The organism is Planktothrix prolifica NIVA-CYA 540 (assembly GCF_963864145.1).
Classification (GTDB): domain Bacteria; phylum Cyanobacteriota; class Cyanobacteriia; order Cyanobacteriales; family Microcoleaceae; genus Planktothrix; species Planktothrix agardhii.
This window is the reverse complement of sequence record NZ_CAWLTW010000001.1, coordinates 4,889,240-4,904,352: the sequence shown is the minus strand read 5'-3', so window position 1 is coordinate 4,904,352 and position 15,113 is coordinate 4,889,240. Positions and strand designations below refer to the sequence as shown.

The window sequence follows — 15,113 nt, the reverse complement described above, 5'->3', positions numbered from 1 at the left end:
CGGCATAGTCATTATAATTTAGATTCCCCCTAAGTTTTGCTGATCAGAGAAATAAACTGTGGCTAACTGACCCGCCAGCAAGTCATTCTTAGTATTTTTAAACTGTAAAATAACTTGATGGTTCAGGTCTTCCGAAGGCAAAGGATTAATTCTCGCAACCGTAGCTTCAAATTCCTGGGTTTTGCCTCCCCCGCCGATTTCGACAATCGCCTTTTGACCCAGATGTAAAGCATTAATTAAACGGGAACTCACGGGAATTTCTACATTGAGATTTTCCATTTCCGCCAGATCTACCACCTTTGTCCCGGCAAAAATTTGATTCCCAACCGCCACTGGTAAATCCACTATAACTCCAGAGCGAGTCGCTGTAATTACTTCTGTCGTTTTAATTTCTGTCAACGTTTCTTCTGGGTCTGACCAGTTAGTTTCTATTGATTCAGATGGAAGTTCTATAGCTCTCAATTCCGCCAACTGTTGTTGAACTATCCGACGTTGTTCGGTCAATTGTTGGTATTGTAACTGAGCTAATTTTAACTTCGCTTTCATGTCCGTTAGTTCTTGTTGCTGTTGATCAACCTCCAGTTGACTTTGCAATTGAGATTGTTTTGTCTGTGCTTCTGTAAAGGTTTCTGAAGCTGCAATCGCCGATTTCGCACTGTCGAGATCCGCCTGGGCTACCTTCATTTCGGCTGCGATTTCTTCGAGTTTTTCCTCGGAAACTGCCCCTTGTTCCCGCAATTCTAGGTAACGCTGATAGGAAGATTTAGCCTTTTGATACAGAGCCTCAGACCGTTCCACAGAATCTTGCCGTTGAGGTAAGGGGACTTGCTGCATCTGGTTTTGGGCGATTTTGAGTTCGGCCTCCGCTTCTGCGGCATTCGCCCGTAGGGGGGCGCTATTTTGATCAAAATATTGGATTTTCTGTTCTAACTTGAGGATTTCCTGTTGTTGACCCATTTGTTGTTCTTGCAAATCCATGTCTTTTTGCTTTAAAGACGCTAACTGTTGCTGTTGAGCAATTTTCTGCTGTTGTTTCAAGGCTTGCTGTTGTTGTCGGGCAACTTTTCTTTCTCGGAGTAGGGTTTGTTGTTCTTTTTTGGCTTGTTTTAGTTCCCGTTCGGCTTCGATATTTTTTAAAACTAATAAAGGTTGTCCGACTTGGATTTGATCGCCGATTTCTACTTTGATATCTTCAACGATGGATGAATAATAGGAAGCGATCGCAAATGTCTTTCCAGGTTGGATTTTTCCCGTAAATTTTGTTTTGCCAATTTGGTGATTTTGTTCTGATTTAGTTAAAATCGGTAGGGGTTCGCGCAGACGATAACGCACGAAATAAACTCCGGCGGTGACACTGACAGCCATGATGAATAAAACTAACAATTGTTGCCAGGATCTATCGCCATTCATCCCCTCATTGACAAAACCGACTTCAGATTTAGGATAGGGTTTATTTAAAAAGCTGGGTAGGCTGGTGAAGGGAGAGTTGCTGTGGGAACCGGAAATTGCTTCGGTTTTAAAAAATGAAGCTTTTTGCGGTTGTTCAAAAGAAGAAGGTTGATTAGGAATTCTGGCGTCCATAGTAGATTGCTGATGTTTTGAAGGGGTTTAAAAAAAATTAGAATTGAATAATTAGGGAATCGGGAGTATTATCTGGTGTTCCCTTTTCCCTATTCCGGTGTTACCTACTTTTACAGATATTGCTGAACGGCTGAAACCAAATTGTCAGACCAATAATGGGCTATGTCGGCATTAATTGCTTCGACCATGACCCGAATTAGGGGTTCAGTTCCAGACGCCCGAACTAAAATCCGACCTTGATTTCCCATGGCTGTTTCGGCTTTAGCGATCGCTTTTTGTAAGGGTTCACAGTGTTGCCAGTTACAACGCCGCTCCCGGTCTTCTACTCGCAGATTTTTTAACAGTTGAGGATAGGTGGAAAAACTTTGTTCTCGGAGTTGACTCATGGAATAGCCCGAACGTTGGACTAAGGCGGTTAAATGCAATGCTGTCAGCAAGCCATCTCCAGAAATACCGTAATGACGACAGAGAATATGACCGGACTGTTCGCCCCCTAACATCGCGCCAGTTTGCATCATTTCTGCATGAACGTTTTGATCGCCCACCGCAGTTCGGATCAATTTCCCGCCCAACTGTTTCCAGGCCATTTCAAAACCCAGATTAGCCATCACCGTTGAAACAATCGTATTTCCGGGTAACTGTTGCTGTTGTTGCAACATTTTGCCCCAAAAGTAAAGAATATAATCACCATCAATTACGCGACCTTGACCATCGACGGCGATCACTCGGTCAGCATCTCCATCAAAGGCGAAACCTAAATCCGCTTGATTTTCCCGCACGGCGGCTTGTAGGGGGGCGAGATGGGTTGAGCCACAGTTGACGTTTATCCGATCACCGTCGGCTTGATTATGCAGACAAATGACTTCGGCTCCCATTTGGGCAAAGGCTTGGGGCGCTAGATTTACGGCGGCGCCCCAGGCTAAATCTAAAACAATCCGCAGACCCGATAAATCGACGGTTGGGAGTAGGGAGTCTTGTAGGGACTGAAGATATTGATTTAATAATTCGGGTCGAGCGTGTTGATATCCATACTTGACAGGATGTTCGGGTTCGTAGCCAATTTTTCCCCCGGCTCCTCGGATGCCAGTTTCGATCTGTTTTTGTAGGGCGGTGGTTAACTTTGTCCCATCGGCTCCAAATATTTTAATTCCATTATCTTCGGGGGGGTTATGGCTGGCGGAAATCATTACCCCACCGATCGCCTCGGAAATGTGAGTTAGATAAGCGACGGTGGGAGTGGGGCATAAACCGAGATACCAAACCTCTAATCCGGTGGCTCTTAAACCCGCAGATAATGATGAGGCTAACAGATTGCTGGAGTTGCGAGAATCCTGCCCAATAATTACAGGCCCTTTTCTCTGATTCTCAGTTTGTAGGATTTTCCCTGTCCAAAATCCGACTTGTTGAGCTAGGGATGGTGTGAGAAGGTCTCCGACTTTTCCCCGAATCCCATCGGTTCCAAATAGGGGGGTTTTGGGTAAATTAACACGAAAACGGTCAATAATACTGTGAGTCGTGGATATAAACATGACTTTTATCCTTTGTTAATATTGTGGTTTTGTTGTATTTAAAGTGATCAGATCAGGCTATGATTTAGCCTTGATTATGAAAAAATTTTTGATTGAATAATGATCAGTGGAGATTGAGGAGAAAAAAGTTTGTCCTGCGGGCAAGATGCCCGCTAGACATTGATTTAGGATGGTTCCATCCCTTTACTGCTAAACGAAACTGAAAGCCTTACTATCTGTTAAATTGAGGGTTTTATCCGCTTTAACAATAGCAATCAATTCCTTGGAGCCGGAAGTTGTTAACCAAATAGCGGTGCCCGTATTACCACTGAGACTATATCGGGACTGTAATTGATAATTTGAGGCACTTCCGTACAGTTGGATAGTATCGTCATTCAGTTTAAAGTCAGAAATCAGAGCATAATCACCCGATCCGGTATCCTTGTAATAGGCTTGACTTGAATCTCCTAATACAAAGCGGTCTTTATTCTGACCCCCTGTGAGAACATCGATTTCTCCTGTTCCAAATGTTGTACTATCGACACCAATCAGGGTATCATCGCCGTTTCCACCATTGAGAGTATCGTTACCTGCGTCCCCGTTCAGGATATCATTACCTGCGTCCCCATTCAGTTTATCGTTATCTGCACCGCCACTGAGGGTATCGTTACCTGCACCCCCACTGAGTGAATCACTACCTGCGTCCCCGTTCAGGAGGTCGTTACCTGCGTCCCCATTGAGTTTATCGTTATCTGCACCGCCACTGAGTGAATCGTTACCTGCACCGCCACTGAGGGTATCGTTACCAATACCTCCACTTAATACGTCATCGCCTAATTGACCCGTTAGTTGGTCATTCCCGCCATCGCCATTGAGGATGTCATTCCCATCCCCACCTTTGAGGACGTCATTCCCGGCATCACCATTGAGGACGTCATTCCCTTTTGCTCCTGCCAGGGTCTCATTCCCAGCAGTACCGTTAATTTGATCATTACCGGCAGTTCCTGTAACATTATTATTGGCGCTGGTGACGTTAATAATATTCAAAGGTGTACTGGGGTTAGTAACTACAGGATCATTGGGGTTAGTAACCACGGAGTCATTGACGTTGACAGTAAAAGTATCATCTACGGTTTTGCCATTAGATGTACCTTGAACTGTAATGTTTGCTGTACCGAATTGATTGTTAAAATAGTTCAAGGTCAGCGTATTTCCAGAAATACTGGGGGTAACTAATCCGGTATTGCTGTTAGTTAATACGGTCTTACTAATGGCAGTTTTATCGTTGTCAATATCATCAAATACATTGGCTAAATCAATAGTAGACTGCGGTGCATTTTTAGTAGCAGTCACGTCAGCAATGGGACTAGCCACCGTGGGGGCATCATCGACAGAATTAACATTGACAGTAAAGGTGTCCGTTACTTTTAGCCCATTGGATGTCGCTTCTACAGTAATGTCTGCCGTACCTGATTTATCTTTTAGATAGTTTAAGGTAAGAGTATTGTCGGTAATACTAGAAGTAACTAATGTCTCGTTACTGTTAGTTGTAACGGTTTTGACAATCAGGTTTTTATCGTTATCAACATCATCAAAGACATTGCTTAAGTCTATGGTTTTGCTGGGATCATCTTCCTCGGCGGTAACATCAGTAATAGGATTGACAACCTTAGGAGCATCATCGACAGAATTAACATTGACAGTAAAGGTGTCCGTTACTTTTAGCCCATTGGATGTCGCTTCTACGGTAATATCTGCCGTACCTGATTTATCTTTTAGATAGTTTAAGGTAAGAGTATTGTCGGTAATACTAGAAGTAACTAATGTCTCGTTACTGTTAGTTGTAACGGTTTTGACAATCAGGTTTTTATCGTTATCAACATCATCAAAGACATTGCTTAAGTCTATGGTTTTGCTCGGATCATCTTCCTCGGCGGTAATATCAGTAATAGGATTGATCACCGTGGGGGGTTGATCTTGTGCAACACCAAAGCTAACCTTGGCAGTATGTTGACCCTCGTTTTTGAAGACCATCTCCAAAATATCGCCGTTAAGGGTGGTACTATCCGCACCCGTTGTTACTACGTCTTGACCTTGGGGAATCTTCAAATCCAGTTTGACTGTTCCCGCCCCGGTAAAGGTATAGTCTAAATTCTGACCGTCGCCCGTAACACTTTCCAATGTTGAGCGCATGGGTAGGTCAATAATCCGAGTCACATCTTGGGGAGTAGCACCTAAGTTAATGGTAAATTCGCCCCCGGCTTTGGGTAAAAATACGGTGTCTGCGTCATAGGCGTACCAGTTACTCACGCTTTGGATTTGTTGACCTTTTTCCACATTTAAACCAAAGGTACCGACGTCGGTATTGGTTGCGGCTTCGACTTTAGCCGTAATCGTATTTTCTGTACTTGATGTGGATATTTTGGCTTTTTCAAATGTTTTAATCCGATTGCTTAAATCGTTGGCGGTGACAAATTCTGCCCCGGCATTATAAGCCTTAGCGATCAAATTGGTAAACATCTGCTCGGTGTAACCAGGTGCCGCGCCCGGGGCGGTTGTTGGGGCATAATCATGCCAAGGCCAGTGGAAGATCGGCATGGCGGCGTGACTAGCAATGTCGTTATATTCTTGATTCCATACAGCTTCTGCTTCGGGTACCGTTTTTTTCTCAAACTCAATTAAAGAGAAGTCAAACTTCATGTTCGGAGCTAAATAAACATAGTCTTCTCCTTTAAAGGGTAAGCCAAAGGCATTCGGATACCCGGCACCAACTCCTGAATATCCCCCACTGACATAATCTAGGTATTTTTTCAGTTCTTGACTGACTGCGAATCCTTCCGGGGCTCCGGGTATGGCTGCACCAGTCACATTAATTCCTAAATTTTGTTCAATCACCGATTGGGATTGATTAAATTGAAATTCGAGGTCGGTGGGGGTGAGAACATTGGTGTCTTCCGGGTGGGTGTAGGAGTGGGTACCAATTTCGTTACCCTGGGCTAACATCTGCTGGTAGTAGGGGCCAGACTTGTTCCAATCCGTGGTTTGGTCTGGGGGATTATTGCCCACATTGATATAGTAGGAACCGACAAAATTATAGTCCTTATTCCATTTGTCTAAAATGGGCAGGAGTTTATCGTAAATTCCATTATTAACGTCAAAGGTTTCCTGAGACTGATCCATGTCATTCCGAGAAACAAAGATTCCTTGATCTCGGCTCATATTCAGTCGTACCGTGGGTTCAGCCCCTTTCGCAGACCATTGTAGTGCTGGCCAAAGTAGGTTGCTATCGGCTAAAAATCCTTCCGTGGCAAAGTGAACATTTCGGCCGCCGGTTTCGGTGGTAATCACTGCCTCACTATTTTGGCCACCACTGACAACAAAATCTGCGACAACGGCGGGTTGCTTATTGTCTGTTACACCGTCGCCATAGCTGTTATAGGATATGTTGCTATAGTTAAGAATCGCCTCATTAGCGGCGTACCCTTTCATGACTGGATTAGTTACATCTTTGGCTGTGAGAGTCCCATTCACTGGCCCACCTCCACTAACCCTGGTCAGGTCTAGGAGTTTGCGCATCCGGCTATAGGAATCTCCGGGTAAAGCATTACCATTTTCGTCGTTGGTGAGGAAATCTCCGGCCGTAACAATCCCAATTTTATAGTCATAAACGGCATCGGATAAGGTGTTTTCAATCGCTTGCAGTTTACTGGTGGGAACGTTGCTGAAGGAAGGAAAGACTAATGTGTCATAATTGACCAGTTTAGTAATATCCGTTAGATCATCCTCGTTTAAAATATCAAACGGAATTCCAGCCTGCATCGCTTGGGATTGGGCGGACAGAAAGAGTTGAGTATAGGCTTTTTTATCGAAGAATTTGGCTGCGGTGGTGTCTGAATAAACGATGCCTATTTTTTTACTCAGATCCGTTCTTGGGATTAAAACTTTTGGCGCGGAAACCGTATATTTTTGACTGCCATAATCCCCGGGTAAAAAGTCACTATTGTTAATGTCAATGTAGGCATCGACAACTTTGGGTGTTCCCTGTAATTGGCTCACGGGAACGGCAAATTCTACGATTTTTTTGTCGGGATCAAAGCTATAATCAAGGTCGGAAACTTTAGTTTGTCCATCAGAGCCAGTATAAAGAGCCGGGATACCATTACTATCAAAGTTGACGTTATATTCAGCCCCCCCTGCCCAACCAAAGATTTGATACCCGGTAGTGCTATTCCGGTCTGTATTCATCCATAAAGTGGTATTAGCACCAATGGTTGTGCTATCGGCTTTGAAGGCAAAAACATAGGCATCTCCGGCATATTTGCCGTAAATTTCATATCCGGCTTTTCCTGTCCCGGAGACAGAATCTAAGCGCTCATTCTGTGTCCAATCCGTCAGCTTTCCGTCAACGGTAATATTTTCGTATTGGTTTGCCATGATGACTCCTATATTTTGGATAAAAAACGGATACTCAATGAGTGACTAATCAAAGATTAGTCATATTAATCTGGTGTGAATTTGTCGGGAACTCCTCCCCCGATCTGATTAAAGAAGGGGGGAATAAGTTGCACCGTTAAAGAGAAAGAGTATTAGATCCTCTATCCTCTATCCTCTAGCCTGTTCCCTGCTACACTTGAAGTTGTGGCTAAACTTTTTTAATTTGACTCTGGTTTTTTAAAAGGGGTTTTGTCTAAATTGCTCTGGTTAACTGACAAATAATTAAAATTCGACTCTGGTTTTTTAAAATGGGTTTTATCTAAATTGCTCTGGTTAACTGACAAATAATTAAAATTTGACTCTGGTTTTTTAAAATGGGTTTTGTCAAAACTGCTCTGGTTAGCTAACAAATAATTAAAATTTGACTCTGGTTTTTTAAAATGGGTTTTGTCAAAACTGCTCTGATTAACTGGCTAATAAATTACGTTGTCTTAAATAGAATTGTTCTTGCAAACAGTTTTGCAGAGTTTGATCAGAAATCATAGACTTCCGCAACAGAATTTCCCCCAGTTTTTTCCCTGTATTAGCTTGTTCTTGCAAGGCGACTTGCAATTGATTCCGAGAAATAAATTGCTTTTGGAGTAAGATTGTACCCAGAACAAAAGCTGGGGGAGTTTTGGGCATCTTTTTTACTGGTTCTTCGGGATACATTAACTGCAACTCCCAAGCCAGAGCACTACTCACAATCTTCTCCAGACTGTTGAATTGAGGTTTCCAACCCAAAATCTGACGAATTTTATCCGAACAAGCAATCACACAGGCGGGGTCTCCGGCTCGTCGTTCAATTTCAACGATAGGGAATTGTCGTCCCGACATTTCTGTGACTTTTGCTAAGACTTCCTTGACACTGTACCCCTGACCATAACCACAGTTGAGAATGTGGCTTTCATTCTCGTTTTCGAGATAACGTAAGGCATCAATATGGGCAGCGGCCAAATCCTCGACATGGATGTAGTCACGAATGCCTGTACCATCGGGGGTGGGAAAGTCTGTGCCGAAGATGCTCACGGATTCCCGTCGGTTTAAGGCGGCATCTAAAGCGACTTTAAGCAGATGACTGGCTTTTTTGTTGGTTTGACCAATCTGCCCACGGTCGTCGGCTCCGGCAACGTTGAAGTACCGTAGAATTATGTACTTTAATCCAGATGCTCGACTGTAATCTTGAATCATCTGTTCACTCATCAGTTTGGAGTAACCGTAGGGATTGATGGGTGCTGTCGGGGTTGATTCCCGCACCGGGTTTTCGGCGGTTTCTCCATAAACTGCGGCGGTACTAGAAAAAACTAGCTTTTTGACTCCGTATGTTTCACAGCATTGCAGTAGGTTTAAGGTGTTACGGGTGTTGTTTCCGTAGTAAGCTAGGGGATTGGCTGTGGATTCGGGGACTGAAATGCTGGCGGCAAAGTGTAGAACCGCATCAAATTGATGTTCGGCAAAGACCTGAGCTAATTTTTGCAGGTCTGCTAAATCCCCTACGACTAATTCCCCGTAAAGCACTGCTTTGGGTGAGCCTGTTGAGAGGTTATCATAGACTACGATTTCGTAATCGGTTTCTCTTCCGAGTTGTTTGACAACATGGGAGCCAATATAACCGGCTCCTCCAGTGACTAATATCTTTTTACTTGTTTGCATCACAGATACCTCCTTTACTTTTAAAAGTGGTTAAGTAGTCGTAAATGAATCAACTCAGCTATGTAAAGAACTGTAAAGGTGTTTACATATCTTTACTCTTTCCTGGTTTTCACAGTTAACCTTGAGTTAAACCGACTACTTGTTCGCATCAGTGTATTTACTTAAGCTAATCATGGTTGATACTACCCGAAGATTGCAATAGTCCCAGACTAACTTTACCAATTCTTTAAGAAAAATAAGAATTAAGGGTTCTTATATGAATGTTTCATGAAAAATCAAAATTTGGCTTGATTTAACTAATGCTAGTGTGGTATAGTACCGCATATTTTTTTAAGTATGAAAATATTGGCTCTGGACTTGATCACAGCCATTTGGCTGTATACCCTGTGGACTGTTTTATTCTTGGGGTTGCCTTATAAAAGTTTTTCTAGCTCTTATCATCATCATTGGCACAGTAGAATTGTGAGTGCCTTCGCCCGAACTCTACTGGTGGTAACAGTTGGAACTTTTACGCTCAGTGCTTTCCATCTGTTCAGTTGGTTAACCTTGGTGGTATTGTATACGACATTTTTACTTGGTGTTTGGTATTATCCCCAACGTTCAAGGGCTAGGGAAAAACTAACTATATTTGTTCAGGGGTTATTGTTTTTATTCCTGGATATACTTGACCAAGGACTCCCTACGGAACAGATTTTCAAGAGTTTCTCTGTTATTTATCAGCAATATAAAAAAAGATTGTTAACGATAATCAGTGTTCAAACCATTAACAGTCCTGAAAAAAAACTCAAAATCCTAGCATTAACCGTGATCTTGAGCTTCACTTTATTACTGCGTTTTGAACACCCCCTTCTGGAAATGCGCCTAACAACTCCCGATAGTTATCAGAACTTACTCCTGACTCAGCAATTTTTAGCGGGAGACTGGGAGCAGATTAAACATCAAGTTCAATATTTACCTGTCTTCTCAGCTATAACTGCTGCGATATCGCTGCTAGCTTCGGTCGATGCTATGCAGGTTTTCCGGTTTCTTCAACCTCTGTTTGGGTTTTTGCTGGTCTTGAGTGTCGGTTACAGTCTGCAAACTTTGACTCAAAAGAATATCGTTGCTTGGGTGGGAATGTTCAGTTTAGGAGCCTATCTATTTACCTGGTCTCCAGAAATTTCTCAACAGTTACCCCTCTGGTATCAGCAAGTTTTAGGAACTTTGATCGGAAGTTTGAACTTTTCCCTAGTTCGACAGTGGGCTACGGGTGATGAAGAAATTGCGGCGATGTTTTTAGTTCTTTCTCTGGCTTGTTTTACCAAGGTTTATATCAGAAAATTGCGCCCAACTGCGGTACTTGATACCTGTTGTTGTTTAGCAATGGTGGCGATGGCGGCACCTGTATTACTGATTCTTGCCTTGGTCGGAATAGTAGGAGTGATGGGGGGCCGGATTTTAGGATTGGCTGCGGTTGCGATTTCTTGGTTATTGTTGGCTTTATTATTTGCTTTTTCTCCAGAAAAATTTGATTTTTTACGAGTTTTTCTGATTACGTTACCTGTGGGACTCAGTTTACTCATTGGCCTAGTATTTTTATTTATCAGTTGGCTTCTATTCCCAGTATTGAGAGGAAATTCGGAAATAGTTTGTTTGATTTTACTATTTTGTTTGGCCTTTAATTTCTTGCTACCACCCCCGGCTAAAATTAATTATTTGGAACATGAAATCGCTGCTCGTAAAAGCCTAGAAATTCGCACAAGATTTCCGCTCAAACGTTGGATTATTGTCGCCCCACCGGAACAACTAGCTCAAAATTATCGTGCGGGTTGGCATGAAGATTTAGCCAAATTTGTCAAACAATATTTGACCGAGGTAACTTTTGATGATTTTCAGTTTCCCTACGAAGTCCCAGATTTATTTGTATTTGTGGAAAAACAACCTCTGGCTATTAATCCTTTGAACTTGCATTTAGCCATTGCTAACTCCATTTTATCAGACCCAACCTATTTCTATTATCGTTCTTTGGCGGGGCGCACCAGTTTAGAATTTGAAGCTTTAAAATTATGTGAACTTTATCAAAAACATAATTCTGGTGCTTCTATCTATTATGAAGATGATCAACTCAGAATTTGTCATTTTGAACTCTGATTTTTTTGATTTAAGGATTGAATATAATTGACTTCTGCTTGCCAATAAGATGGTAGGCTATTCCAGGGGTCTTTGTCTGGACTATCGGGGCTATCATCTGTGATATAAATATATTCGATATTACGTTCTACGGCTTTGTCAATATGGCTTTTCATCGTAGCTGCATCGGGTACAGTATGAATTAAGCCAGAAAAACGTTTAGGATCATAATTACTGACATAGGGAGAAGGTTGATAGTTAGGCCATTCTTTAGAATAATTCTCGAAAATTATAGCAATATCTGCGGCGGGTTTACTTAGATAACCTTCGTCTGGATGAGTTCCTTGATTCAGTACAACGGTATCTAAATTTGGTTTAGCTTTGGTATAGTTATATATCTCTTGATAGTAGTCTAATTTATCCGCTCCACTCGCGGCTTCATCGAAAAAAATGCCCTGAAGATTGTAGTATTTACTATAAATATCAATATCGCTTTTGACTTCCTGAATATCACGCTTACCATAGTTAGTAGCAACATATCCTAAGATCGTAATATTATCTTGACGCAGATCCTTTAGACCCTTGACATAATCTTGATTGGGCGGACTTCCACCGGGGCCATTATTCGGATTAATCACTGCTGTAACGGGTACTTTTTGCGCTGCTTTGACAACTTCTGGCCAAAAATAAGTCTGGGAATTATACCAAGTTGGATAGGAATATAAGGGGATTAGCAGTTGCATTTGGGTCAGATGTTCGGGTTGTTTGGCTGAACAGACTGTTAATAAAGATGACAACAAAAATATCACAGTCAAGGTGCTAATTTTGGCGTTAAAACTAAGCATTTTGGTGAAAAATATTTGGGTAAACCGTTTTTTGTGTTTTCCAACCGCGCTTTCATAATTATAGAACAAGTTGGGTGAAACTTTCAATTCCATATTCCGCAGATTTTAATATTGCCCATTCTAAGATTTTCTGATCTACGATATACTTTTAATTATATTCAGGGGATGAACATAGGTAGCCCTAATTTGTTGAGTTAAAAAAATGGGTTGGATTTATTTGATTTTAGCAGGGTTATTTGAATTGGGATTTTCCAGTTTTCTGAAACTCTCAGAAGGAATGACAAAACTCCCGGCAATTTTGGCATTTATTGGCTTTGGAGCGTTAAGTTTTGGGTTCTTAAGTAAAGCTATGCAAACCATTCCCCTCGGCACTGCTTACGCTGTTTGGACAGGAATTGGAGCATTAGGAACGATAATTGTGGGAATTATTTATTTTAAAGATCCCGTTAGTTTGGGGCGGTTATTTTTCATGGGTTTATTAGTAGTTTCCCTAATCGGTTTAAAAGCGACCTCTCCCTAATTTAACTCATGTTATTCTTCGTTGTCAATATAAATTTTGCCATTGGGCATTGTTGCTCCTTTTAACTGTGCATCCCGTAGATTTGCTCCCTCTATATCCGCGCCCCTCAAGTTAGCTCCGCGTAAATTTGCTCCTTGTAAATAGGCATTTTTTAGGTTAGCTTTACTTAAATTTGCTCCTCGTAAATCTGCTTTTGCCAAATTAGCTTCTTGCAAATTAGCCCGTTCTAAATACGCCCCTAATAAATTAGCTCGTTCCAATTTTGCGCCTTTTAAATTGGCTTTTTGTAAATCCGTATCTTCTAAACTCGCTCCTTCTAATACCGCATCAATTAATTGAGCTTGCTTCAAGTTAGCTTGATTCAGTTTAGCATAGCCTAACTTAGCTTTTTCTAAATTGGCTTTTTCTAAATTGGCTTTTTCTAATTGTGCCAACCATAACACAGCTTCTGATAAGTTTGCATCTTTTAAATTAGCCCCATTTAAAATAGCATTTCCTAAATTAGCTTTGGTTAAATTAGCTTCGGTTAAAATAGCTTTGGTTAAATTAGCTTCGGTTAAATTAGCATTTTCTAAATTAGCCCCATTCAGATTAGCATTTCCTAATTTTGCTTGTTTCAGATTGGCTGAAGTTAAATTAGCGGTTAATAAATTAGCCGATTCTAAATTAGCCGATTCTAAATTGGCTTGACGTAAATCAGCCTGTATAAATATAGTATTATTGAGTTGAGCATTTTTTAAGTTAGCTTGCCATAAATTAGCCTGTTGTAAATCAGCGTTATTTAAGTTCGCTCCGGTTAAATTAGCATATCCTAAATTAGCACTTGCTAATTGACTCTCGCGTAAATCTGCCCCGGCTAAATTGGCTCCCCGCAAATCAGAAAACCTTAAATTAGTATTATTCAAATCGGCATTTTCTAAGTTAGCTTTCCACAAATAGGCTTCCCTTAAATTGGCTTTTTTTAAATTAGCTCCAGTTAAATTACATTCCGAACATTTTTTGGTTTTTAATACAGTTTCCTGGGGATTTAGGGGTTGATTTTTGGAAGATGATGTTGTTGAACGAGATTGTTGTGCTTGTAAACGTTGACTCAGGCGACTATTTTCTACCCAAATCCAAATCGTAATTAATGTGCTCAAAATCGCCACAACTGGAAAAATTATATTCGCAATCGTTTTCTTCGGTAATCGGGTTAAAGCCTTGGATTTTGTGCTGAAATCCGGTGATTCTAAACTGGATAAGGGATTGGGGGAATCAAAGTGTTCTTTTGAGTTTGGTTCTAGCATTTTTCCTAATCATTCTACCCCGGCGGGTCTAGTAGATGACAATTATGTTGTACCTTTCATACCACAATTTTATACCGATGACGAGGGGGTTAAATCTCCAAACCGAGATAAATTTTATCCTAAATTAATATAATTTGTGCAATCTCTTACCAATATAGCTATAATATAATAGTTCTGATTCTGAGCTATGTCACCAGATTATTTCGATCTCAATTCCCAACAACATCGCCTCCAACTAACCATTCAAGGAACAGTCCAAGGCGTGGGGTTTCGTCCATTTATTTATCGCCTCGCAATGGAATTAAACCTAACGGGATGGATTAATAATTCTGTGTCGGGGGTGTTGATTGAAGTAGAAGGATTGTGGGAAGTTTTAGAACAGTTTAAATATCGAATTTTACAGGAAAAACCGCCTCAATCTGAAATTCAAACTTTAGACATCGTTTGGTTACCTCCGGTGGGTTATTCTGAATTTGAAATACGGGTTTCTGAATCTACAAACCATCCTCAAAAAATAGCAATTATTCTACCAGATTTATCAACTTGTTCTGATTGTTTACAAGATATTTTTGATCCTGAAAATCGTCGTTATCAATACCCCTTTACTAATTGTACTAACTGTGGGCCGCGTTATTCGATTATTCGCGATTTACCCTATGATCGAAATCATACCACAATGGCAACATTTACAATGTGTTCCGATTGTCAAAATGAATATAATCATCCTTTAAATCGTCGGTTTCACGCCCAACCTAATGCTTGTCCTGTTTGTGGGCCACAATTAGAATTATGGGATAAAAACGGTAAGGTTATTGCTAGTTTAAATCAAGCTCTAAAACAGGCGGCGGATATTATTCGTTCGGGTCAAATATTAGCATTAAAAGGTTTAGGTGGATTTCATTTAATTGTTGATGCTAGAAATGAAACCGCCGTCGAGAATTTACGTCAACGCAAACGCCGCCCCGCAAAACCTTTGGCGGTGATGTATCCTAATTTAGAACAGGTAAAACAGGATTGTTTGGTTTCGGAATTGGAAGAAAAATTATTATCTTCTCCTGCTGCTCCGATTGTTTTGTTACGTCGGATTTTTAATCAATTAAAGTCTGACCCCACCCCCCTCCCGTCCTACGGGGTACGG

General features: G+C 41.3%; 9 protein-coding genes. 3 read left to right on the top strand and 6 right to left on the bottom strand.

Annotated features, from left to right (window positions below):
- Positions 1 to 18: 18 nt before the first annotated feature.
- The 4 genes from AC559H_RS21800 to galE all read right to left on the bottom strand — a co-directional run bounded on the left by AC559H_RS21800 (position 19) and on the right by galE (position 9,215).
- Positions 19 to 1,581 carry an HlyD family secretion protein gene (locus AC559H_RS21800; RefSeq protein WP_026794951.1) on the bottom strand — a complete coding sequence of 521 codons (1,563 nt, stop codon included), beginning with the start codon at positions 1,579 to 1,581 and terminating at the stop codon, positions 19 to 21.
- Between the two features lie 110 nt (positions 1,582 to 1,691).
- Complete coding sequence (glmM, locus tag AC559H_RS21795) at positions 1,692 to 3,110, bottom strand: phosphoglucosamine mutase (RefSeq protein ID WP_026794952.1); 1,419 nt, start codon at positions 3,108 to 3,110, stop codon at positions 1,692 to 1,694.
- 189 nt (positions 3,111 to 3,299) lie between these two features.
- Positions 3,300 to 7,523, bottom strand: a complete 4,224-nt coding sequence (locus AC559H_RS21790) for a polysaccharide deacetylase family protein (RefSeq protein ID WP_052349636.1) — start codon at positions 7,521 to 7,523, stop codon at positions 3,300 to 3,302.
- Between the two features lie 465 nt (positions 7,524 to 7,988).
- Positions 7,989 to 9,215, bottom strand: coding sequence for a UDP-glucose 4-epimerase GalE (gene galE / locus AC559H_RS21785; RefSeq protein WP_036832608.1), 1,227 nt, complete (start codon positions 9,213 to 9,215; stop codon positions 7,989 to 7,991).
- A 336-nt stretch (positions 9,216 to 9,551) separates the two neighbouring features.
- Here galE and AC559H_RS21780 point away from each other — a divergent pair, with 336 nt between their 5' ends.
- Positions 9,552 to 11,345, top strand: a complete 1,794-nt coding sequence (locus AC559H_RS21780) for a hypothetical protein (RefSeq protein WP_026794954.1) — start codon at positions 9,552 to 9,554, stop codon at positions 11,343 to 11,345.
- Here the strand turns inward: AC559H_RS21780 and AC559H_RS21775 are convergent.
- Positions 11,330 to 12,124, bottom strand: a complete 795-nt coding sequence (locus AC559H_RS21775) for a spherulation-specific family 4 protein (RefSeq protein WP_036832630.1) — start codon at positions 12,122 to 12,124, stop codon at positions 11,330 to 11,332. The two genes, AC559H_RS21780 and AC559H_RS21775, sit on opposite strands and share 16 nt — an antisense overlap.
- Positions 12,125 to 12,371: 247 nt before the next feature.
- Between AC559H_RS21775 and AC559H_RS21770 the strand changes: the two genes are divergently transcribed.
- A complete protein-coding gene (locus tag AC559H_RS21770) occupies positions 12,372 to 12,689 on the top strand; it encodes a DMT family transporter (RefSeq protein WP_026788447.1) in 318 nt (105 codons plus the stop codon).
- A gap of 11 nt (positions 12,690 to 12,700) precedes the next feature.
- Here the strand turns inward: AC559H_RS21770 and AC559H_RS21765 are convergent, their stop codons facing one another.
- Positions 12,701 to 13,975 carry a pentapeptide repeat-containing protein gene (locus AC559H_RS21765; RefSeq protein ID WP_051319892.1) on the bottom strand — a complete coding sequence of 425 codons (1,275 nt, stop codon included), beginning with the start codon at positions 13,973 to 13,975 and terminating at the stop codon, positions 12,701 to 12,703.
- Between the two features lie 187 nt (positions 13,976 to 14,162).
- On the opposite strand from AC559H_RS21765, the gene AC559H_RS21760 reads away from it, so the two are divergent.
- On the top strand, positions 14,163 to 15,113 hold a 951-nt coding region (locus AC559H_RS21760), incomplete at its 3' end, for an acylphosphatase (RefSeq protein WP_148292371.1).